At 66.2% G+C, this 21236-nt stretch carries 18 protein-coding genes; 11 read left to right on the forward strand and 7 right to left on the reverse strand.

All coding sequences use genetic code 11. From position 1 onward, the window contains the following. Positions 1–256, forward strand: a 256-nt coding sequence (locus IPF36_RS34410; protein ID WP_218959709.1) for a hypothetical protein, incomplete at its 5' end; no start/stop codon positions are given. Between the two features lie 471 nt (positions 257–727). Beyond that, entirely contained in the window at positions 728–1705 is a 978-nt protein-coding gene (locus IPF36_RS25415; protein ID WP_195431144.1) for a DUF3047 domain-containing protein, read from the forward strand. A gap of 16 nt (positions 1706–1721) precedes the next feature. Here the strand turns inward: IPF36_RS25415 and IPF36_RS25420 are convergent, their stop codons facing one another. Both IPF36_RS25420 and IPF36_RS25425 read right to left on the reverse strand, forming a co-directional pair. Then, positions 1722–2747 carry a DUF2891 domain-containing protein gene (locus IPF36_RS25420; RefSeq protein ID WP_135705986.1) on the reverse strand — a complete coding sequence of 342 codons (1026 nt, stop codon included), beginning with the start codon at positions 2745–2747 and terminating at the stop codon, positions 1722–1724. Between the two features lie 75 nt (positions 2748–2822). Then, on the reverse strand, positions 2823–4016 hold the full coding sequence (locus IPF36_RS25425) for a M20 aminoacylase family protein (RefSeq protein ID WP_195431146.1): 1194 nt from the start codon (positions 4014–4016) through the stop codon (positions 2823–2825). 345 nt (positions 4017–4361) lie between these two features. Here IPF36_RS25425 and IPF36_RS25430 point away from each other — a divergent pair, with 345 nt between their 5' ends. From IPF36_RS25430 to IPF36_RS25450, 5 genes are all read left to right on the forward strand, one after another. Then, complete coding sequence (locus IPF36_RS25430; protein ID WP_133097973.1) at positions 4362–5948, forward strand: ABC transporter substrate-binding protein; 1587 nt, start codon at positions 4362–4364, stop codon at positions 5946–5948. A gap of 130 nt (positions 5949–6078) precedes the next feature. Continuing rightward, a complete protein-coding gene (locus tag IPF36_RS25435; protein ID WP_133097974.1) occupies positions 6079–7056 on the forward strand; it encodes an ABC transporter permease in 978 nt (325 codons plus the stop codon). Between the two features lie 3 nt (positions 7057–7059). Beyond that, complete coding sequence (locus IPF36_RS25440; protein WP_133097975.1) at positions 7060–7986, forward strand: ABC transporter permease; 927 nt, start codon at positions 7060–7062, stop codon at positions 7984–7986. Positions 7987–8002: 16 nt separating this feature from the next. Next, the gene (locus IPF36_RS25445; protein ID WP_029048054.1) at positions 8003–9001 is read left to right on the forward strand and encodes an ABC transporter ATP-binding protein; all 999 of its coding nucleotides are present in this window, start codon (positions 8003–8005) and stop codon (positions 8999–9001) included. A gap of 32 nt (positions 9002–9033) precedes the next feature. Beyond that, on the forward strand, positions 9034–10065 hold the full coding sequence (locus tag IPF36_RS25450) for an ABC transporter ATP-binding protein (RefSeq protein WP_167884618.1): 1032 nt from the start codon (positions 9034–9036) through the stop codon (positions 10063–10065). A gap of 80 nt (positions 10066–10145) precedes the next feature. On the opposite strand, the gene IPF36_RS25455 is transcribed toward IPF36_RS25450, so the two are convergent. Continuing rightward, on the reverse strand, positions 10146–11333 hold the full coding sequence (locus IPF36_RS25455) for an ABC transporter substrate-binding protein (protein WP_195431149.1): 1188 nt from the start codon (positions 11331–11333) through the stop codon (positions 10146–10148). Positions 11334–11610: 277 nt separating this feature from the next. Between IPF36_RS25455 and IPF36_RS25460 the strand changes: the two genes are divergently transcribed. From IPF36_RS25460 to IPF36_RS25475, 4 genes are all read left to right on the forward strand, one after another. Next, the gene (locus IPF36_RS25460; RefSeq protein WP_195431153.1) at positions 11611–13719 is read left to right on the forward strand and encodes a molybdopterin-dependent oxidoreductase; all 2109 of its coding nucleotides are present in this window, start codon (positions 11611–11613) and stop codon (positions 13717–13719) included. A gap of 62 nt (positions 13720–13781) precedes the next feature. Beyond that, complete coding sequence (locus IPF36_RS25465; protein WP_240745901.1) at positions 13782–14864, forward strand: aminopeptidase; 1083 nt, start codon at positions 13782–13784, stop codon at positions 14862–14864. Positions 14865–14919: 55 nt separating this feature from the next. Beyond that, entirely contained in the window at positions 14920–15570 is a 651-nt protein-coding gene (locus tag IPF36_RS25470) for a TetR/AcrR family transcriptional regulator (protein ID WP_195431156.1), read from the forward strand. Positions 15571–15764: 194 nt separating this feature from the next. Beyond that, positions 15765–17447 carry a long-chain fatty acid--CoA ligase gene (locus IPF36_RS25475; RefSeq protein ID WP_133097981.1) on the forward strand — a complete coding sequence of 561 codons (1683 nt, stop codon included), beginning with the start codon at positions 15765–15767 and terminating at the stop codon, positions 17445–17447. Positions 17448–17516: 69 nt separating this feature from the next. On the opposite strand, the gene IPF36_RS25480 is transcribed toward IPF36_RS25475, so the two are convergent. The 4 genes from IPF36_RS25480 to IPF36_RS25495 all read right to left on the reverse strand — a co-directional run bounded on the left by IPF36_RS25480 (position 17517) and on the right by IPF36_RS25495 (position 20906). Beyond that, positions 17517–17960, reverse strand: coding sequence for a hypothetical protein (locus tag IPF36_RS25480; RefSeq protein ID WP_135705981.1), 444 nt, complete (start codon positions 17958–17960; stop codon positions 17517–17519). Continuing rightward, the gene (locus tag IPF36_RS25485; protein ID WP_133097983.1) at positions 17957–18460 is read right to left on the reverse strand and encodes a MarR family winged helix-turn-helix transcriptional regulator; all 504 of its coding nucleotides are present in this window, start codon (positions 18458–18460) and stop codon (positions 17957–17959) included. The genes IPF36_RS25480 and IPF36_RS25485 overlap by 4 nt, the downstream gene beginning before the upstream one ends. A 132-nt stretch (positions 18461–18592) precedes the next feature. Continuing rightward, positions 18593–19594, reverse strand: coding sequence for a tripartite tricarboxylate transporter substrate binding protein (locus tag IPF36_RS25490; protein WP_133097984.1), 1002 nt, complete (start codon positions 19592–19594; stop codon positions 18593–18595). A 178-nt stretch (positions 19595–19772) separates the two neighbouring features. Continuing rightward, positions 19773–20906: a porin gene (locus IPF36_RS25495; RefSeq protein ID WP_133097985.1), complete on the reverse strand. Its 1134-nt coding sequence runs from the start codon at positions 20904–20906 to the stop codon at positions 19773–19775. Positions 20907–21236: the final 330 nt, after the last annotated feature.

A 21236-nucleotide genomic window follows, 5' to 3' on the forward strand; every position in this document is an offset into this window, starting at 1 on the left:
CCAGGCTCTTATTGTGCAAAACCCCTCGACAGCGTGTGCTGCGAGGGGTTTTTGCTTTTTGAGTTTTGATTTTTTGCTACAAGGTGGTTGGCGCCATGCTGGCGTTGCTGGTGACATGCTGTCGGCCGTTGAAGCGCCTGGTTCCGCCCTGCTGGGCGGGTCACTTTTTGTCCGAGCGCCAAAAAGTAACCAAAAAACGCGTCGCCTGAGCGGCTGGCTATCAATTCACCGGCGTCGGTGGTTCGGGCGGTGGTGATTTCCGTTCGATGTGGCTGGTGGTTCGGACCTGCTACGCCAGGTGAGTCTGGGATGGTGGCTGCGTCGACCGACTATTGAACGATCCCCATGCCGGGCGTAGGCCGCCTGCTGCCGGCGTCAACGCAGGAACGCCTACGGCTGCGCTGCGCGCCGGCAGTATCTGTCGGTTCAACGGCCGACAGCACGTCATCAGCAGCGACGGCGAAGCCTCAACGGCGGGCCTGTCACCAACCGCGACAAAGCCGCTCCAACAACCGACAACACCTCACAAACGGCGACAACATCAAAAACCCCGTTGTATTCCCGCCGCATCCCGGGTACGTCAGCATTCCGGCCCCGCAAACCTTCTGCTATGTTCGACCTTTAAGTGTCCCCAAGCGGCACGAAGCCGTTTGCAGGCAGCAAGCAGTGAGCAATAGACAGGTCCTTGCCAAGGAAGCAGGGCCAGTTTCGGGATTCGAGGGGTTACATGACGGCCAAGGTGTTTCGGCTGGTTTTTACTGGCGCGGCCAGCGCGCTGATGCTGGCAGGATGCGCATCCATTTCTCCTGGTTCCACGGGTTCTTCCGCTTCCACTGCTGACACACCATCCCTGGCAACGGCCTCGGCGGTCGATTGTCAGGCGTTTGCCAAGCGCATGGGCGCTTACGCCGCGGCCCAGGTCGCCGCCGAGCAGCGCGCGGCCGGCGGCGAGGTTGCGCCGGCCGCCCCGAGCGATCCGCTTGCCGCCGCCAGTGCCCGGGCTGCGGAGGCAGACGCCGGGGACGACGGTGAAGACGCCGCCGACGAGCCCCAGACCCGTGCCACGCTGCCGCTGTTCTCGGTTGCCCCGCGTGACGGCCGCCTGCCGATCGGCTGGCAGCCCTGGACCATCAACCGCAACAAGACCCCGACGCGCTATTCGATGGTCGAAGTCGACCGGCGGGTCGTCGTCCACGCGCAGGCCGAAAGCTCGGCGTCAGGCCTCTACGTTCCCCTGCACGACCGCGATGCCGGCATGGTGCGCTGGAGCTGGAAGACCAGCGGCATCATCCGCAATGCCGACAACAGCCACGGTCCGCGCGAGGATTCTCCGCTGCGCCTGTTCGTCGCCTTCGATGGCGACAAGGGCAGCCTGCCGCTGAAAGACCAGCTGATGTACGAGATGGCACGGCTCACCACCGGGCGGGAAATGCCCTACGCCACACTGATGTATATCTGGGGCGGCAAGCGCGCCGAAGGCTCGGTGGTGGCCAATCCGCATACCGACCGTGTGCGCATGATCGTGGTCGATAGCGGCACGAAGCATGCCAATGAGTGGCGATGCCACGAACGCGACCTGCGCGCCGATTACCGCAAGGCGTTCGGCACCGATCCTGGGCGAGTGATTGCGGTCGGCATCATGACCGATACCGACAACACCCGGAGCAACGCGGAATCCTGGTACGGGGACATCGCGCTGGACTGATGGCAAAGCGGCGGCTTCAGCCGCCGACCGGCTCGGCCATCGCCAGCACCGCGAACGAGGCCAGCCAGTGTGTCGAAACATACTCGCCGGCAACGGCATAGGGCAGCGATGCCTCGATATGGTCGGACCAGGCGCGCACGGCCAGCGGGCGCAGCGATTCCGGCAACGCCGGCTCCAGCAGGCGCCAGCACCAGGCGCGCGACAGGTTCAGCCCGTCGAGATGTGACGTCTTGGGATCGCTGCGATTAGCGACCTCCACTGGCGTCAGCCAGTTGGCCAGTTCCGCCGCGCCCGGCACGAACATTTCCCACCATTGCCCGAATGCGCTGCCGTCCATGACGGCATGCATCAATACGGCTTCGGTCATGCCGCCCGACAGGAACTCATCGCCGCCTGGCTCATAGCGCGCCGGATAGCTGCGGTCGTGCCCGAACCAGCGGTGCGCGCGCCGCACAATGGCGCGCCGCAAGGCCGTGTCCTGCGTCGCGCGCGCGTAGGCCAGCGCCATTACGCAGGCAAAGGCGCTGTTGAAGTGCGTGCCGGTGCGCACCGGGAAATCCGCCGCGTCCAGAAACTCGGCCAATTGCCGCGACAGGTGCGAGGCGAGCGGCGCGCACGCGTCGGCCCATGCCGCGGCGCGCGGATCCTGCTGCGCCAGTGCCAGCAATTCCGCCTGCAGCTTTAGCACCCAGCCCCAGCCATACGGACGTTCGAACGTCCGCGAACCGGGTCGATGGAAATAGTCCAGTTCGACCGCGATATGCTGCGGCCGCAGCTGCGCGTCGAGGGCATCGCGGAGTTCGGCAGCTTCATCGAGGTCCGGGTACAGCGCCAGCAGCCGCACCAGCAGCCAGTGCATGTGCACGCTCGAATGCCAGTCGTAGCTGCCGCAGAAGGCCGGGTGCCAGGTCGCCGGCTCGGCCACGTCGCCGGTGGCGCACATCATGTGATCCACCTTGTACGGATAGCGGCGCAGGATATTGTCCAGCGCCACGCGCGCAAAGCTGCGCGCCGTCCCGCGATCAAGCGCCGAGCGGCCCATGCAGATGCTCCCCCTGTCTTGCGCGAATGCGCTGTTATCGATTTTGCCTGCAGGCTGCGCCTTGAGTTCTAGTTGTCACGCAGGCGCCAGCCATTTCTCCACCAGCCGCACGAAGAAGGTCGAGCCCACCGGCAGCAGTTCGTCGTTGAAATCGTAGCTGGGGTTATGCAGCATGCAGGGCCCCATGCCATGCCCGCTGTCGCGATGCGCGCCGTCGCCGTTGCCGAGGAACAGGTAGCAGCCCGGCTTTTCCTGCAGCATGAAGGAGAAATCCTCGGCGCCCATGGTCGGCTCGATATCGCTGTCGACATTGGCTTCGCCCACCAGTTCGGCGGCCACCGTGGCGGCAAAGCCGGTCTCGGCCTCGGTATTGATCGTGGGCGGATAGTTGCGGTGGAATTCGTAGTCGACGGTGCAGTCGAACGCGCTCGCGACGGCGCGGGACACTTCCTCCATGCGGCGCTCGATCAGGTCGAGCACCGGCACCGTGAACGTGCGCACCGTGCCCCCGATCCAGGCTTCGTTCGGCACGATATTGGTGGCGTCGCCGGCATGGAACTGCGTGACCGAGATCACTGCGGTATCGATCGGGCGCTTGTTTCGGGTGATGATCCCTTGCAGCGCCGAGACGATCTGCGCGGCAGTGAAGACCGGATCGTTGCCATTGTGCGGCATGGCCGCATGCGCACCCTTGCCGCGCACGACGATGCGGAATTCATTGCTCGAAGCCATCAGCGGACCCACGCGCGTGCCGAAAGCGCCGACCGGCATGCCGGGCCAGTTGTGCACGCCGAACACCGCATCGCAGGGAAAACGCGAGAACAGCCCGTCCTTGATCATCTCGCGCGCGCCGCCACCGCCTTCCTCGGCCGGCTGGAAGATCAGGTGCACGGTGCCGTCGAAGGGCTTGTGCTGCGCCAGGTAGCGCGCCGCGCCGAGCAGCATCGCGGTATGGCCATCGTGGCCGCACGCATGCATCTTGCCCGCATGCTGCGAACAGTGGCCGAAGGTGTTGGCCTCTTGCAGCGGCAGGGCGTCCATGTCGGCGCGCAGGCCGATGGTGCGCGCGCTGCTGCCATTGCGGATCACCCCGACCAGCCCGGTGGTGCCGAGGCCGCGATGCACTTCGATGCCCCACGACTCGAGGTTGCGGGCGACCACGTCGGCGGTGCGCTGTTCTTCGAAGCAGAGTTCCGGATGCGCGTGGACATCGCGGCGGATCGCGCGGATTTCAGCTTGCGCCTGCAGGATTTCGGGGATGAGCTTCATGATGCCGGAGTCTGGGCGTGGCGCGCCGGGTAGGCGTCGGATACCCCCGATCATACGATGCCTCTCGGAAAAGCGCCAAAATGCGCCGGTTCGTGCCTCATGCAGCGAATGGCGCGGTGCAATATGCCAAACGGTGTGGGTTTCCCCGCATTGCCGGGATATGTCGACTGCTGGAACAGTTCATGCTTGAAGTGTCCGGCCGGCAAATTGCCGTTTTGCGCTGCATCGCTGCGCCAGATAGCGCACCAAAAAGCAGCGCCCGTGCGCGACCTGCCGCGTGACCCGCGGCGCGTGCATTGCCGATCCTAAAACGTCTGCTTCACTTCCTACAGGGAGAATTGCGCGATGTCCCTTCGCACTTTCAAGAAGGCAATCGGTGTTGTCGCCGTGGCCGGGGCCCTTGGCCTGGCATGGTCCGGCAGCGCCCAGGCCGCGGACCTCAAACTGGCCATGAGTTCGCCGCCGACCTCGATGGATCCGCATTTCTACAACCTGTTCTCCAATATCAACGTGTCGGAGCACATCTTCGACTCGCTGGTGAAGATGGACCCGGACAGCCGCATCATTCCCGGCCTGGCCGAGTCCTGGAAGCTGGTCAACAACCTGACCTGGGAATTCAAGATCCGCCAGGGCGTGAAGTTCCATGACGGTTCCGAGCTGACCACCGAAGACATCGTCTGGTCGCTGGACCGCCCGGCTACCATCCAGAACAGCCCGGGCAAGTTCGATGTCTACACCAAGGCGATCGTCAACAAGAAGGTGATCGACAAGTACACCATCCAGCTGACCACCAACAAGCCGTACCCGCTGATGCTGAACGACCTGACGTCGATCTTCATCGTGCAGAAAAAGGCGACGCAGGGCCTGAGCTCGGACGACTTCGCCCAGGGCAAGGGCATGATCGGCACCGGGCCGTTCAAGTTCGTCAGCTACGCCCGCGACGACCGGGTCGAACTGGTGCGCAACGACAACTACTGGGGCGCCAAGCCGGCGTGGGAAAAGGCCACGCTGCGCTTCATCCCGAATCCGGCCACGCGTCTGGCGGCGCTGCTGTCGGGCGACGTGCAGGCGATCGAGAACGTGCCGACGCCCGACCTGCCCAAGGTGCGGCAGGATCCCAAGCTGTCGTTCTTTTCCAAGATCTCGCACCGCGTGATCTACCTGTATTTCGATGCCAAGCGCGACAAGTCGCCCTACGTCACCACGAAGGAAGGCGCGCCGCTGGACAAGAACCCGCTGAAGGATGCGCGCGTGCGCAATGCCATCAGCATGGCGATCAACCGGCAGGGCATCAAGGACCGGCTGATGGAAGGCCTGTCGGAGCCGACCAACAACCTGGTGCCGCCCACGCTGTTCGGCTACAACCCCAACCTGAAGACGGTCAAGTACGACCCCGAAGGCGCCAAGAAGCTGCTGGCCCAGGCAGGCTACCCGAACGGCTTCGGCGTGACGCTTCACACGCCCAACAACCGCTACGTCAACGACGAGAAGATCGCGCAGACGATCGCGCAGAACCTGACCCGCATCGGCATCGCCACCAAGGTCGAAGGCATGCCGATGGCGACGTACTCGTCCAAGGGCATCAAGCACGAGTGGTCGTTCGGCCTGCTCGGGTGGGGCGCGCAGACCGGCGAGGTCAGCTCGCCGCTGCGCGCGCTGCTGGCGTGCGAGGACAGCAAGAAGGGCTTTGGCACCACCAACTGGGGTGAATACTGCAACCCCAAGATGGATGTGGTGCTGGAACAGGCGCTGTCTACCGTGAATGACGCCGAACGCTCCAAGATGCTGCAGGAAGCCACCGCGATCGCGATCAACGATGGCGGTATCATCCCGATCCACCAGCAGGTGACCACCTGGGCCACGCAGAAGGGCATCGTCTACGTGCCGCGTACCGACGAGCGCACCTACGCGCATAACTTCAAGCCCCAGTAAGTCAAGCCCCGGTAAGCAGGCTGCCTGCTGCTGAGTTTGCGGTGCCGCGCATGGCTGCCGCGCCGCCTGGAAGCGCATGGCGCTCCCGGGCGGCGTGCGCATTCGTGCGCGAAAGGATAGTGGTCTTTATATGCTGGTTTTCATCATCCGGCGCCTGATGCAGAGCGTAGTGGTGCTCTTCGTCATGTCGCTGCTGGTTTTCCTCGGCGTCTTTGCCATCGGCAATCCCGTCGACATCCTGATCAACCCGCAGGCCGACCAGGAGGACATCAAGCGCACCATCGCGGCGCTTGGCCTGGACAAGCCGCTATGGGAGCAATACTGGGTGTTCCTGCAGAATGCGCTGCAGGGCAACCTCGGTACCTCGTTCGCGCACGGCACGCCGGCGCTCAAGCTGATCTTCGAGCGCATGCCGGCCACCATGGAGCTGGCCGTGTGCGCGATCCTGCTGGCGATCGTGCTCGGCATCCCGCTGGGGCTGTGGGCCGGGTTGCGGCCCAACGGCGTGGCGGGCAAGTCAATCATGACGGTGTCGATCCTGGGCTTCTCGCTGCCCACGTTCTGGGTCGGCCTGATGCTGATCATGGTGTTCGCGGTGCAGCTCGGCTGGCTGCCGTCCAACGGCCGCGGCGAGACCGTGCGCGTGCTCGGCATCCCGCTCAGCTTCCTGACCGTCGACGGCATCCGCCACCTGGTGCTGCCGGCGGTGACGCTGTCGCTGCTGAACATCGCCATGGTGATCCGGCTCACGCGCGCCGGCACGCAGGAGGCGATGCTGCAGGACTACGTCAAGTTCGCGCGCGCCAAGGGCCTGTCCAATACGCGCATCGTCGGCGTGCATGTGCTGAAGAACATTTTGATCCCGATCGTCACCGTGATCGCGCTGCAGTTCGGCTCGATCATCGCATTCGCGATCGTGACCGAATCGATCTTTGCCTGGCCCGGCATGGGCAAGCTGATCATCGACTCGATCCAGCTGCTGGACCGGCCGGTGATCGTCGCCTACCTGATGGTGATCGTGACGCTGTTTATCCTGATCAACCTGGTGGTGGACATCGTCTACAGCATGCTCGATCCGCGCGTGCGCATTGCCGACAACAAGGGCTGAGCCATGACTGCCGCAACCGTTGAACCGCAAGACAAGACTTCGCCGGCCGCGCGCGAACAATCGCCGTGGCGCCGCTTTGCCACGGAGTTCTTTTCCAGCAAGATCGCGGTGGCCGGGCTGGCCACGCTGGTCACCATCATCCTGATTGCGATCCTCGCGCCGTGGCTGGCGCCGCAGAACCCGTATGACCTGGCTACGCTCGACGTGCTCGACGCGCGCCTGGCGCCGGGCGAGAAGGCCGGCACCGGCATGACCTTCCTGCTCGGCTCGGACGAGCAGGGGCGCGACATCCTGTCGGCGGTGATGTACGGGCTGCGCATCAGCATCGGCGTGGGCGTGGTCAGCACCGTGATTGCGCTGCTGCTGGGTGCCACGCTGGGCCTGCTGGCCGGCTTCCTGGGCGGGCGCACCGAGGCCTTCATCATGCGCGTGGCCGACCTGCAGCTGTCGTTCCCGCCGATCCTGCTGGCGCTGATCCTGCTGGCGTTCCTGCGCCCTGGGCTGGGCAATATCGTGATCGCGCTGGTGGCGGTGCAGTGGGCCTACTACGCGCGCACCACGCGCAGCGCCGCGCTGGTGGAGCGCCGCAAGGAATATATCGAGGCGGCCACCTGCCTGGGCCTGCCGCCGCGCCGCATCATGTTCCGCCACCTGCTGCCCAACTGCCTGCCGCCGCTGATCGTGATCGCGGCGCTGCAGGTGGCGTCGGCGATCACGCTGGAGGCGACGCTGTCGTTCCTCGGGCTGGGCGTGCCGATCACGGAGCCGTCGCTGGGCTCGCTGATCTCCAACGGCCAGCAATACATGCTGTCGGGCAAGTACTGGATCAGCTTCTTCCCGGGCATCGCACTGGTGGTCACCATCGTGGCGATGAACCTGGTGGCCGACCAGTTGCGCGACGTGCTCAACCCGCGCCTGCAGACGCAATAACCCGCGGGAGACCGACATGGCACAACCTACGCTGGTCGTAGAGAACCTGAAGACGCATTTCTATACGCGCGGCGGCATTGCCAAGGCTGTCGACGACGTGTCCTTTACCGTGGGCCGCGGCGAGATCATGGGGCTGGTGGGCGAGTCCGGTTCCGGCAAGTCGATGACCGGCTACTCGATCATGGGCCTGATCGACCCGCCCGGGAAGGTGGTCGACGGGCGCATCGCGCTCACCAGCCGCGACGGCATTACGCGCGACCTGCGCGCGCTGACGCCGGCACAGCAGCGCGACGTGCGCGGCAACCGCATCGCGATGATCTTCCAGGACCCGATGATGACGCTCAACCCGGTCCTGCGCATCGACACGCAGATGATCGAGGCGGTGCTGGCGCACGAGAACGTCGGTAAGGCGGTGGCCCGCGAGCGCGCGCGCAATGCGCTGGCGCGGGTCGGCATCCCGTCCCCGGACGAGCGCCTGCTGGCTTATCCGCACCAGTTCTCGGGCGGCATGCGCCAGCGCGTGGCGATCGCGATCGCGCTGCTGAACAAGCCCGACCTGATCATCGCCGACGAGCCGACCACGGCGCTCGACGTCACCATCCAGGGCCAGATCCTTTACGAGATGCAGACCCTGTGCCGCGAATCCGGCACGGCACTGATCTGGATCACACATGACCTGTCGGTGGTGGCGGGACTGGCCGACACCGTGTGCGTGATGTATGCCGGCAAAATTGTCGAAGCCGGCGATGTGCGCCAGGTGCTGGAACATCCCGAGCACCCGTACACGCACGGCCTGATCGGATCGGCACCGTCGCGCAACCCGCGCGGCGCGCCGCTGCGGCAGATCCCCGGCATGACGCCATCGCTGCTGAACCTGCCGGGCGGCTGCTCGTTCCGCGAGCGCTGCCCGTATGCGACCGCCGCGTGCAAGACCGAGCCGCCGCTGGAGACCGCTCCCGACGGCCGCCGCCTGCGCTGCTTCCATCCGGTGCTGGCCAACCAGGAGGCGGCATGACCATGACCACGACTGAACTGCAATCCCGACCGATGGCAAACACTGCGTCTGCACCGGGCGAGGCACCGGCGGCGCCGCTGCTGGAGCTGCGCGGCGTGTCCAAGCGCTTCGTCAAGTCGCTCGACACCGCCGCGCGCATCGCCAACCTGTTCGGCGCCCATGCGCGCGAAGAGGTGGTGCATGCGGTCGACCGCGTCGACCTGAGCATCCGCACCGGCGAGGTGGTGGGGCTGGTGGGCGAATCCGGCTGCGGCAAGTCCACGCTGGGCCGCATGGCCGTGGGCCTGCACACGCTGACGGAAGGCGATCGGCTGTGGCGCGGCACCAACCTCGACCACCTGCCGCCGGACAAGCGTCGCGAGAAGCAACTGGCGATCCAGATGATCTTCCAGGATCCGTACGCCTCGCTCAATCCGCGGCTGCGGGTGCTGGATATCATCGGCGAGGCGCCGGTGGTGCACGGCATGGTCGACCGTGGCGGGCAGAAGGGCTATGTCGAGGACATGCTGGTGCGCGTCGGCATGGACCCGACCGTGCTGCGGCGCTTCCCGCACCAGTTCTCGGGCGGGCAGCGCGCGCGCATCGGCATTGCGCGGGCGTTGGCGGTAAAGCCGGAGTTCCTGGTCTGCGACGAGTCGGTGGCGGCGCTCGACGTATCGATCCAGGCGCAGGTGCTGAACCTGTTCATGCGGCTGCGCGAAGAGCTGAACCTGACTTACCTGTTCATCAGCCATGACCTTGGCGTGGTCAAGCACATCAGCGACCGCGTCGTGATCATGTACCTGGGGCGGGTGGTGGAGTCGGCGCCGACCGAGGACGTGTTCGCCGCGCCGAACCATCCCTACACGCAGGCGCTGCTGGCCGAAGCGCCGAAGCTGGAGGTCGGCAAGAAGACCTATGTGGCGATCAAGGGCGAGATTCCCTCACCGTTGAATCCGCCGTCGGGGTGCCATTTCCATCCGCGCTGTCCGTATGCGATGCCACGTTGCAAGGAAGAGCAGCCGGCGCTGAAGGAGATTGCGCCGATGCGGTTTTCGGCTTGTCATTTGAATGACATGAAGTAGCGCGGCGGCTTACGCAATCCCGCTGCCTTGCTCCCCTCTCCAAGAGGGAGAGGGGAGAAAACAGGCGCGGGCAGGAAAACTCACCGGATCACCTGCCCCTTCGAATTGATCACCGTCATCTCCACGAACCGCGACCCCACATGGTTCTCCGGCGTGAAGTTGACGATGAAGCCGCCCAGGTCAACGCTTCGCATCGATTCCAGCGCGGTCACCAGCTTCTCGCGCGTCAGGTCCTTGCCCGCGCGGCGCAGTCCTTCGGCAAACGCCTTCGCCGCAATGTAGCCTTCGATGCTGGCGTAGTCGAACTCGTTCGGCTTGCCCTCGGCCTGCAGCAGGCGCAGGTATTCGCGCACCACCGGCAGCGTGGCATTGCCCGGATGCGGCATCACCTGCGAGATGATCACGCCGCTGCCTTTCGCGCCGACCTCGTTGGCCAGCGCCTGCGTGCCGACGAACGAGACGTTATAGAACTGCCCGTTGTAGCCGCGGCGCAGCGCTTCCTTGACGAAGGCGCCAGCGGTGCGATAGGCGCTGATCATCACCACGGTGTCCGGGCTGGCCTTGAGCACGCCCTGCATGGCGTCACCGATTTCCATCGTATTGCGGACCACGGCTTCGCGCGCAACCAGCCGCACGCCGCTGTCGGCGGCGCTCTTCACTGCGCGTTCCAGCTCCTCCAGTTCGGCCTTGCCATAGGCATCGTCGTTGTAGACCACCGCCACGCGCTTCAGGCCGGTGGTCTGGATCTGGCGCAGGATCGCCGTGGCCTCGTCGCTGTAGCCGGCGCGGACATGGAAGACGTAGCGGCTGCGCGGCTCGCGCACCGAGCGCGCGCCGGTGTACGGGCCGAAGAACGGCACCCTGGCCTCTGTCGCCAGCGGCAGCGCTGCCTGGCTGGTGGGCGTGCCGACGTAGCCGAACAGCGCGAAGACGCGCTCTTCCTCGATCAGCTTCCGGGTGTTCTTGGCGGCAGGCTCGGGCTCGTAGTAGTCGTCCAGCACTTCGAGCCGGATCTTGCGGCCGAAAATGCCGCCCTGCTGGTTGATGTGGTCGAAATACAGTCGCGCGCCCGCGTTCATCTGCTTGCCGAGCGACCTGGCCGGGCCCGTCAGTGCCGCGGATTGCCCCAGCAGGATGGTGTCGGCGGTGACGCCGCTTTCGGATATGGCAGTGCTGGCGATGGCAGCGCCGGATGCGCCGCACGTGCCGATGGCGCACGCCACCAGCAGGCCGGCAAGCCGGCCCTTGACCCCGGATCGGAAAAACATAAACCCCCGCAAAATGTGGTTCGGTTACCCGTTCGCCGCCATGGGCCGGTCTGCGCCGGCATTGGTCGGCAAGCGCGCTGCCAGCATGGGGCCGGCCGCGCGCCGGCACATCATATCGAATACAATCCGATCGAGATACTCCCCGCCCTGGCTCCTCACGCCCGCACGGACGGGGACGCGCCGCGGCGCCGGCCCGCGACCCGCGGAAACCGCGCCACAAACCTCACGTTCCGACCGAACGAAAGATAACGACAGACCGCCAGCCCCCGGAGATCCCATGGCTTCCCGCATCGTCCGCGCCGCCTGCCCGCATGACTGCCCCGACACCTGTGCCTTGCTCGTCACCGTCGAGGACGGCCGCGCCGTCAAGGTGGCCGGCGATCCGGACCATCCCGGCACGCAGGGCGTGCTGTGCACCAAGGTATCGCGCTACACCGAACGCACCTACCATCCCGACCGCCTGCTGACGCCGATGAAGCGCATTGGCAGGAAGGGCGAGGGCAAGTTCGCGCCGATTTCCTGGGACGAAGCGCTCGACACCATCGCCACGCGCCTGCAGGCCATCGCCGCGCGCGATCCGCAGGCCATCGTGCCATACAGCTATGCGGGCACCATGGGGCTGGTGCAGGGCGAGAGCATGGCCGCACGCTTCTTCCACAAGCTGGGCGCATCGCGGCTGGATCGCACCATCTGCGCCAGCGCCGGCGCCACCGCGTTGCGCTACACCTATGGCGCCAGCGTCGGCATGGACATGGAGCACGTGGCCGATGCCAGGCTGGTGATCATCTGGGGCGGCAACCCGATCGCTTCCAACCTGCATTTCTGGACGCGTGCGCAGGAAGCCAAGCGCCGCGGCGCCACGCTGGTGGCGATCGATCCCTACCGCTCGCTGAGTGCCGAGAAATGCCACCGCCATATCGCGCCGATGCCCGGCACCGACGGCGCGCTGGCGCTGGGCATGATCCATGTGCTGGTCCGCGACGGGCTGCTCGACCACGACTACATCGAACGCCACACGGTGGGCTTCGAGGCACTGCGCGAGCGCGCCCAGTCCTATCCGCCGGCGCGCGTGGCCGAGATCTGCGGCATCCCCGTTGAAGACATCGAGTGGCTGGCAGGCCTCTACGGCCAGCTGGCGGTACGCGAGCGCCAGCCGGTGGCGATCCGCCTGAACTACGGCATGCAGCGCGTGCACGGCGGCGGCCAGGCGGTGCGGGCGGTGGCGTGCCTGCCGTCGCTGGTGGGCGCGTGGCGCCATGCCGCGGGCGGGCTGCAGCTGTCGACCTCGGGCTTCTTCCCGATCAACGAGGCCGCGCTGCAGCGGCCCGACCTGCTGCCGGGCTGGCCCGGGAAGCTGCCGCGGCTGGTCAACATGAGCACCATCGGCGATGCACTGCTGGCAGACCCCGCCCCCGGTGCACCGCGGATCGAGGCGGTGGTGGTCTACAACAGCAATCCGGTCGCGGTGGCGCCGGAATCCAGCAAGGTGGCCGCAGGCTTTGCGCGTGAAGACCTGTTCACCGTGGTGCTGGAGCACTTCCGCACCGATACCGCCGACTACGCCGACATCCTGCTGCCGGCCACCACGCAGCTGGAGCACACCGACGTGCACAAGGCCTACGGCCACACCTATTTCCTGGCCAACAACGCGGCGATCGCGCCGATGGGCGAGGCGCTGCCGAACACCGAGATCTTCCGCCGCCTGGCGCTGCGCATGGGCTTTGCCGAGGCGTGCTTTGCCGACAGCGATGACGACATCGCCGCGCAGGCGATCCTTCCGGGCGACGCGCGTGCCGCCGGCATCAGCTGGGCATCGCTCAAGGAGCAGGGCTGGCAGAAGCTGGCGCTGGCGCCGGCACCGTTTGCCGAAGGCGGCTTTCCGACCGACTCGGGCAAGTGCCAGTTCTATTCCGAGCCGATGGCGCGCGACGGCTTCGACCCGCTGCCTGACTACGTGCCGCAGTACGAGTCCCCGGCGACCGCGCCGGAACTTGCGGCGCGCTACCCGCTGGCGATGATCTCGCCGCCGGCGCGCAACTTCCTGAACAGCTCCTTCGTCAATGTCGACAGCCTGCGCGCCACCGAGGGCGAGCCGCACCTGGACATCCATCCGGCCGACGCCGCCGAGCGCGGCATCGTGCACGGCGCCATGGTGCGCGCCTTCAACGACCGCGGCAGCATGCTGGCGCGCGCCCGCGTGACCGACCGCGCCCGGCGCGGGCTGGTGGTAGGCCTGTCGATCTGGTGGAAGAAGCTGGCTTCGGACGGCAAGAACGCCAACGAGCTGACCAGCCAGCGCCTGACCGACCTGGGGCGGGCGCCGGTATTCTATGACTGCCTGGTGCAGGTCGAGGCCTGCACGGAAGGGGCGGTCCAGCCGGCATGAACGCGCGGCACGGTCCGCGGCCCGGCCGCCGGCGCGGGGCGGCAATCCTGGCGGCGGCGGTCATGACGGCCCTGGCCCTGCTCACGGCCGGGTGCGAAACCGTCAGCTACTACGCGCAGTCGATCGGCGGCCACCTCGGCGTGATGGCGCAGGCGCAGCCGCTCGACGACGCCATTGCCGGCGCGCGCGACGCCAACGACGCGCGCCTGGCGCAACGGCTGGCGCTGGCCGGCCGCATCCGCGACTACGCGTCGCGCGAGCTGAAGTTGCCCGACAACGGCAGCTACCGCCGCTACGCCAACCTGCACCGGCCCTACGTGGTGTGGAGCGTGTTCGCCACGCCCGAGCTGTCGATGGAGCTGCGCAAGTGGTGCTTCCCGATCGTCGGCTGCATCAGCTACCGCGGCTACTACGCGCAGGCCGATGCCGAGCAGTACGCGCAGGGCCTGCGCCGCGACGGCCTGGAAGCGTACGTGGCAGGCATTCCCGCCTATTCGACGCTTGGCTATTTCGACGACCCGCTGCTCAACACCTTCGTCTACCTGCCGGAAGGCGAGCTGGCGCGGCTGATCTTCCACGAACTGGCGCACCAGGTGGTCTACGTGCGCAACGACACCGCCTTCAACGAGTCCTTTGCCACCGCCGTGGAAGCCGCCGGCGTGGAGCGCTGGCTGGCCGAGGATGCGTCGGAGGACGCGCGCGCCAGCTATCGCCAGTACGACGCGCGCCGCCAGCAGTTCCGCGCGCTGCTGCTCGGCACGCGCGACCGGCTGGCGGCGCTGTACGAGACGCCGCTGGACGACGAAGCCAAGCGCGAGGGCAAGGCCAGGATCTTCGCCGACATGCGCGAACAATACGCGCGGCTCAAGGTGGAGTGGGGCAACTACAGCGGCTATGACCGCTGGTTCGACCAGCCCCTGACCAATGCCCACCTGGCGGCGGTGGCGACCTACCAGCAGTGGGTGCCGGCCTTTACCGCGCTGCTGGCGCAGTGCGATGGCGATTGGCGCCGCTTCTATGCCGAAGCCGGCCGCATCGGCGCGCTGCCGTCCGCCGAGCGCGAGGCGGCGCTGCGCCGGCTGGCGCCGCCCGCTACCCGCGTCGATACGCTGACCGCGAGCGGCAAGGCGGCCGCGACCAACTGACGATCGGCGCATTCTGGTCCGTTCCCGCCCATGGCGCCATGCGAGAATTGCGATCATGTCGACCGTACCGAGCCCCAACCCACAAGACGTCGCGCCCGAGCCCGTGCCGGCGCGCGCGCAGATCGCCGAGCGCCAGGAAGCGCGCCGCCGCCAGATCCTGGATACCGCCGCGCAGCTCTTCTACACCAAGGGCTATCCCGGCATGACCATGAACGACCTGTGCCGCGCGCTGGGCGTGACCAAGCCGGCGGTCTACTACTACTTCACCGACAAGTACGAGATCTTCGACATCCTGTGCCGCGAGTCGGCGCAGACCTGCCTGCCCGTGATCCGCGAAACCGCCGACCCGGCGCTGCCGGTGCGCGAGCGCCTGCATGCCTGCCTGCTCGAAATGGCGCGCCGCTGCGTCGCCTGCCACGTGCCCGCGACGCTCAGCTTCCGCGACAACCAGTACCTGCGCCCCGAGACCGTGGCGTGGCTCGACATCATGGCGCGCGACTTCTACCGCGACCTGTATGCGTTGCTGGAAGAGGGCAAGCGCGAGGGCGTGTTTGCCTTTGGCGATGCGCGCGTGACGGCGCATGCGATCGGCAGCGTGGTCGGCTTCATGTACACGTGGCACCAGCCGGGCCGCATGGATGACGAGGCGCTTGCGCACGAACTCGCCACCAACATGATGAAGCTGGTGCTGCCCAGCGGCGGTTGAGCGCACCGTCCTAGGGGTTATCCCGCTGCCACCGCGGCACCGGTGGCGCATAATGCCCGTCAGGGGCGCGTTGCATCGTGCAATGTCCCCGAGGACTTCGTCTAAGTTGTTGCTAAGTTGTTGTTCTAACCGGGGCGCCCGTTTAGCATCTCGGAAAAATCGAACGACCATTCAGAAATTCAGGAGACGGTGCTATGGACAAGATTTGGCTGAAACACTACCCGGCCGGCGTACCCGCCGAGATTGATGCCAGCCAGTTTCGTACGCTTGCCCAGCTGCTCGAAGCGTCTTTTCGCACCTATGCCGACCGCAAGGCCTTCGTCTGCATGGACAAGGCCATCACCTACGGCGAACTCGACCAGATGTCCGCGCGCTTCGCCGCGTGGCTGCAGTCGCGCGGGCTGCGTCCCGGCGCGCGCGTGGCGATCATGATGCCGAACGTGCTGCAGTATCCGGTGGTGCTGGCCGCGGTGCTGCGCGCCGGCTTCGTCGTGGTCAACGTCAATCCGCTTTACACCCCGCGCGAGCTGGAGCACCAGCTCAAGGACAGCGGCGCCGAGGCCATTGTCATCCTGGAGAACTTTGCCGCCACGCTGCAGCAGGTGCTGGCCCGCACCCCGGTCAAGCATGTGGTGGTCGCCACCATGGGCGACATGCTCGGCGGACTGAAGGGCGCGATCGTCAATTTCGTGGTGCGCAATGTCAAGAAGATGGTGCCGGAGTGGGAGCTGCCCAACTGCGTGCGCTTCAACAGCGTGCTGGCCGAAGGCAGCAAGCTCACGCTGCAGCCGGCGACCACCGGACCTGACGACATCGCCTTCCTGCAATACACCGGCGGCACTACCGGCGTGAGCAAGGGCGCCGTGCTGCTGCACCGTAACGTGGTCGCCAACGTGCTGCAGTCCGAGGCCTGGATGCAGCCGGCGCTGGCCAAGGGCGGCCATATCGACCAGATCGTCACCATTACCGCGCTGCCGCTATACCACATCTTTGCGCTGACGGTCTGCTGCCTGCTGGGGATGCGCAGCGGCGGCATGAGCGTGTTGATCCCGAACCCGCGCGATATCCCGGGCTTTATCAAGGAACTGCAGAAGTACAAGTTCCACATGTTCCCGGCGGTCAACACGCTGTACAACGCGCTGATCAACAACCCGGAGATCGCCAAGGTCGATTTCTCCGGCCTGCGCGTGGCCAACGGCGGTGGCATGGCGGTGCAGGAAGCGGTAGCCAAGAAGTGGCTGGACAAGACCGGCTGCCCGATCATCGAAGGCTACGGCCTGTCCGAGACCTCGCCGTCGGCCACCTGCAACCCGACCGACAGCAATGCGTTCTCCGGCACCATCGGCATGCCGCTGCCTTCGACCGAAGTGGTGATCCGCGACGACGACGGCAAGGACGTGCCGCTGGGCCAGCCGGGCGAGATCTGCATCCGCGGCCCGCAGGTGATGGCGGGCTACTGGAACCGCCCGGACGAGACCGCCAAGGTCATGACCCCTGACGGCTTCTTCAAGACCGGCGATATCGGCGTGATGGACGAGCGCGGCTACACCAAGATCGTTGACCGCAAAAAGGACATGATCCTGGTGTCGGGCTTCAACGTGTACCCGAACGAAGTCGAAGGCGTGGTGGCCGAGTGCCCGGGCGTGCTGGAAGTGGCCGCCGTGGGCGTGCCCGACACGCACTCGGGCGAGGTGGTCAAGCTGTTCGTGGTCAAGCAAGACCCGGCGCTGACCGAGGCGGACGTGATCGAGTTCTGCAAGGAGCGGCTGACCGGCTACAAGCGGCCGAAGTACGTGGAGTTCCGCACCGAGTTGCCCAAGACCAACGTCGGCAAGATCCTGCGCCGCGAACTGCGCGACAGCCGCAAGGCGGCCTGAGCGCCAGTTCCTGCGCAAACGAAAACGGCCTCCGCAACGGGGGCCGTTTGTCTTGCAGCCTTCAGCGGCTCAGCATTCGTTCGACGGCGCCAGCCTTGGGTCCGGGCTTCCGTCGAGGTAGATCACCCGCACGCACGCGCCAGGCTCCAGCCCCGCTATCGCCGGCGCATTGGCCGATACGAGCGCTCCTTCCGTGGTCCGCACCTTGTACTGGAACAGGTCGATCTGCTGCACCGGCCCCGGACGGCTGAACAGTCGGCTCAGGTCGAAGGCAAAGCCAACGCCCACCCCGCCGCCGCCGCCACCACCCGCCGCGCCCACGCCGACGCTGGTGCCGCTGCCGTAGTAGGGCACCTGCGCGACGTCCATCCGCGTCAGGAATGTCTTCTCGGTCACGCGGCCGAGCTTGATGGTGGCGTTCACCGGGGTCACCTGCGGCGGTTGCGGCGTGCTGCTGCACGCCGCCATGAGCGGCAGCAGGCCGCACAGCGTGAGGTAGGGTAGCGTCTTCATGGAGAGATCAGGCCATTCTTGAGCCTGCCGAGTAGTCGGAACAGCGCGCGCCGGTCGGTTTCGGCCAGACCCGAAAACAGTTGCCCGATCCAGTCCTCATGCGCGCGCGCCATGCGCGAGAATGCCGCGCGTCCGGCCGGCGTCAGGCGGATCAGGTAGGCGCGGCGGTCGGTGGGCAGCGCCTCGCGCGAGACAAGGCCTTCCTGCTGCAACTGGTCAGTGATGCCGGTGACGTTGCCGCCGGTGACCATCATGCGGCGCGACAGCTCGCCCATTTTCAGCCCTTCGGGGTGGCGGTCGAGCTGGGCCATCAGGTCGAAGCGCGGCAGCGTGCAGGCAAATTCCTGCCGCAGCCGCGAGCGGATGTCGCCTTCGATCAGGTTGGTGCAGGTCAGCAGCCGCAGCCACAGCCGCAGGTCTTCGTGCTCGGTCTGGTCGGCACGGGTTTCAAGGTCGACCGGCGCGTTCTCGGCGCCGGCGGCAGGGGACAGGTTTGGCATCTTCAGTGCAACGGTGCGCGGGTGTGCGGCGAACGCCGCCAGCGGCTGCCGGAGCGGGACCGGCAGCCAACATTTGATGCCTCAAGTATATGCGCGATGCGGACGGTCGCCCTGCCGGCGGTCAAACCGCCGTCAATCCACCTTGGCGCCCGAATCCTTGACCACCTTGGCCCATTTGGCGGTTTCGGCGCGGATCAGCGCGGCGAACTGCTCCGGCGTGTTGCCGACCGGTTCGGCGCCCTGTGCCTGCAGGCGTTCGCGCACCGCGGGCGCGCCGAGCGCCTTGGCCACTTCCTGCTGGATGCGGTGGATGATGTCCGGCGGTGTCCCGGCGGGTGCCAGCATGCCGAACCAGGAACTGGCCTCGTACTGCGGCAGGCCGGCCGCCTGCGCGATGGTCGGCACGCCCGGCAGCGCCGGCGAGGGCTTGGCGCTGGTCACGGCCAGCGCCTTGAGCTTGCCGGCCTTGATCAGCGCCATCGACGAGGGCAGGTTGTCGAACATCACCTGCATGGTGCCGCCGGTCAGGTCGGTCAGCGCCGGCCCGCTGCCCTTGTACGGGAAATGGACCATGAAGGTCTTGGTCTGCGTCTTGAACAGCTCGCCTGCCAGGTGGATCGAGGTGCCGTTGCCGCTGGACGCCATGTTCAGCTTGCCCGGGTTGGCGCGCGCGTAGGCGATCAGGTCCTTGACGCTGTCGATCTTGTTCTGCTGCGCAAACGCCGGGTTGACCACCAGGACGTTCGGCACCGCCGCGACTTCGGCGATGGGGGCAAAGTCCTTGATGGGGTCGAACGGCAGCTTGCCGTACAGCGACTGGTTGATGCCGTGGGTGCCGACCGTGCCCATCAGCAGCGTATAGCCGTCCGGCGCCGCCTTGGCGACGATATCGGCGCCGATATTGCCGCCCGCGCCGGGTTTGTTGTCCACGACCACGTTCCAGCCGGGCAGCTTGGCCAGCTCCGCGGCGACAGCTCGGGCCAGGATATCGGTGGTGCCGCCGGCGGCGAATGGCACGACCAGGCGGATCGGCTTGGTCGGATACGGATCGGCGGCCAGTGCCGCGGGACTGGCGAGCGCGGCAAGGCTGGCGGACAGCAACAGCGCGACGGCGCGCCGGCGAAGGGGTTGCATGCGTGGTCTCCTGTTGTAGCCGCCTTGTGTTGCCGGGCGGTGGCATGGTCAGTGCATTCTAGTTGGCGGGAATCGGCGCGCCGATGGGGTGATGCCCTATGCGGCAGGCGCCACTCGCCCCCAATGAAAAAAAGGCACCCGCAGGTGCCTTTGATCGATCGGCCGGTGAGGCTGGCGATCAGAACTTGTGGCGGATGCCGATGGCGGCGCCAATCATCTTGTCTTCGCCGGTACCCAGGAAGTAACCATTGGCGAAGCTGATCGCCGAGGTGTCGAAGTTCAGGCCGGCGTTCTTCGAGAAGGCCGTGGTCAGGTACACGTCGGTGCGCTTGGACAGGTTGTAGTCGGCGATGAACGAGATCTGCCAGGGGTTCTTGATGTTGTTGGTGGCGCCGGTGGCGGCCGGGTTGAAGTTCTTGACGTCGTCGTAGTAGTACGCGAGCGTCAGGCCCAGTGCCGGGGTGACCTGGTAGTTGCCGCCGACCCAGTAGTAGTTGTCCTTCAGGATCGTATTGTCGTTCGGCGCCTTGCTCATGCCCCAGCGATAGCCGGCCATCAGCTTGGCCGGGCCAAAGGCATAGCTGGCAGCGACCGCGGCCTTCTTGAATTCCCCGGTGCCGCCGGCGGCGTTCAGGGTCGGGTTGTACTGGTCATACGCGCCGCTGATGCCGAACGGGCCGGCTGCCCACGACACGCCTGCACCGTAGCCGGTGTCGCGGCGGAACTGGCCCGGGACTTCGCCGCCGCCGGCGACGCCGTTGCCGAACGACCAGTGGGCGACCGCGGTCACCGGACCGAACTTGCCCGTGTACTTGGCGGTGTTGTCCGAGCGGAAGTTCAGGCCCAGCTGCGCCACCACCGGCTCATACTGGGTGGCATAGCCGGTCGGCGAGAAGTTGGCCATCATGTCGAACAGCGAGGTGTACTGGCGACCGAAGGTCACGCGGCCCGCCTGGGCGCTTTCCAGGCCGACATAAGCCTGACGGCCGAAGAGGCGGCCGCCTTGCTGCGAGCGGCCATCATCGAGGCCGAAACCGCTTTCGAGCACGAACAAGGCTTTCAGGCCGCTGCCCAGGTCTTCCACGCCGCGCAGGCCCCAACGCGAACCGGACAGGCCGCCGGACGACATGCGGAAGAGGTTCTCCGACGGGCCCGTTGCGAATCCGTTGGCCGCTGACGGCGTGACGCTCGACATATTGCTCACGTACTCGATGTTGGCATCCACCACACCGTAGAGCGTGACGCTCGATTGGGCCTGCGCCGCCCCGGTAAATGCGCCAAGCGCTGCCAGCGCCAGAAGCGATTTCTTCATGCTCGTTGATCTCCACTGTAAGAATTATTGGTGACGGCCCGGGGGAACCTCCTGTTGGTCTCCATCCCCCATGCGTCAAACTTCCTTAGAAGTTGCGAAGTACTGTAACAAACAACTTTTCGTTCACCATTCGGGCGCAACCCCCTTGTCTGGTTTTAACAACTCAGGGTTTCTGAGTAGCGGGCCGCATCAATGCAAGGCGTGGCGCGGGATGGCGCGAATTAGAGGCAAGCTACAATGCGGGTAATCCCGATGGCGGTCGTAGCGGGCCGCGCCGGCAGCGCGTACCCCACCATGGCGGGGCCTTGGGAGCCAGAAGATCAATCCGCA

Source organism: Cupriavidus sp. IK-TO18 (genome assembly GCF_015549295.1).
GTDB lineage: Bacteria > Pseudomonadota > Gammaproteobacteria > Burkholderiales > Burkholderiaceae > Cupriavidus > Cupriavidus oxalaticus_A.

Excerpts from the sequence above, each read along its gene's own strand:
- IPF36_RS25415 (WP_195431144.1), top strand. The coding sequence starts at position 728 with ATGACGGCCAAGGTGTTTCGGCTGGTTTTTACTGGCGCGGCCAGCGCG.
- IPF36_RS25420 (WP_135705986.1), bottom strand. The coding sequence starts at position 2,747 with ATGGGCCGCTCGGCGCTTGATCGCGGGACGGCGCGCAGCTTTGCGCGC.
- IPF36_RS25425 (WP_195431146.1), bottom strand. The coding sequence starts at position 4,016 with ATGAAGCTCATCCCCGAAATCCTGCAGGCGCAAGCTGAAATCCGCGCG.
- IPF36_RS25430 (WP_133097973.1), top strand. The coding sequence starts at position 4,362 with ATGTCCCTTCGCACTTTCAAGAAGGCAATCGGTGTTGTCGCCGTGGCC.
- IPF36_RS25435 (WP_133097974.1), top strand. The coding sequence starts at position 6,079 with ATGCTGGTTTTCATCATCCGGCGCCTGATGCAGAGCGTAGTGGTGCTC.
- IPF36_RS25440 (WP_133097975.1), top strand. The coding sequence starts at position 7,060 with ATGACTGCCGCAACCGTTGAACCGCAAGACAAGACTTCGCCGGCCGCG.
- IPF36_RS25445 (WP_029048054.1), top strand. The coding sequence starts at position 8,003 with ATGGCACAACCTACGCTGGTCGTAGAGAACCTGAAGACGCATTTCTAT.
- IPF36_RS25450 (WP_167884618.1), top strand. The coding sequence starts at position 9,034 with ATGGCAAACACTGCGTCTGCACCGGGCGAGGCACCGGCGGCGCCGCTG.
- IPF36_RS25455 (WP_195431149.1), bottom strand. The coding sequence starts at position 11,333 with ATGTTTTTCCGATCCGGGGTCAAGGGCCGGCTTGCCGGCCTGCTGGTG.
- IPF36_RS25460 (WP_195431153.1), top strand. The coding sequence starts at position 11,611 with ATGGCTTCCCGCATCGTCCGCGCCGCCTGCCCGCATGACTGCCCCGAC.
- IPF36_RS25465 (WP_240745901.1), top strand. The coding sequence starts at position 13,782 with ATGACGGCCCTGGCCCTGCTCACGGCCGGGTGCGAAACCGTCAGCTAC.
- IPF36_RS25470 (WP_195431156.1), top strand. The coding sequence starts at position 14,920 with ATGTCGACCGTACCGAGCCCCAACCCACAAGACGTCGCGCCCGAGCCC.
- IPF36_RS25475 (WP_133097981.1), top strand. The coding sequence starts at position 15,765 with ATGGACAAGATTTGGCTGAAACACTACCCGGCCGGCGTACCCGCCGAG.
- IPF36_RS25480 (WP_135705981.1), bottom strand. The coding sequence starts at position 17,960 with ATGAAGACGCTACCCTACCTCACGCTGTGCGGCCTGCTGCCGCTCATG.
- IPF36_RS25485 (WP_133097983.1), bottom strand. The coding sequence starts at position 18,460 with ATGCCAAACCTGTCCCCTGCCGCCGGCGCCGAGAACGCGCCGGTCGAC.
- IPF36_RS25490 (WP_133097984.1), bottom strand. The coding sequence starts at position 19,594 with ATGCAACCCCTTCGCCGGCGCGCCGTCGCGCTGTTGCTGTCCGCCAGC.
- IPF36_RS25495 (WP_133097985.1), bottom strand. The coding sequence starts at position 20,906 with ATGAAGAAATCGCTTCTGGCGCTGGCAGCGCTTGGCGCATTTACCGGG.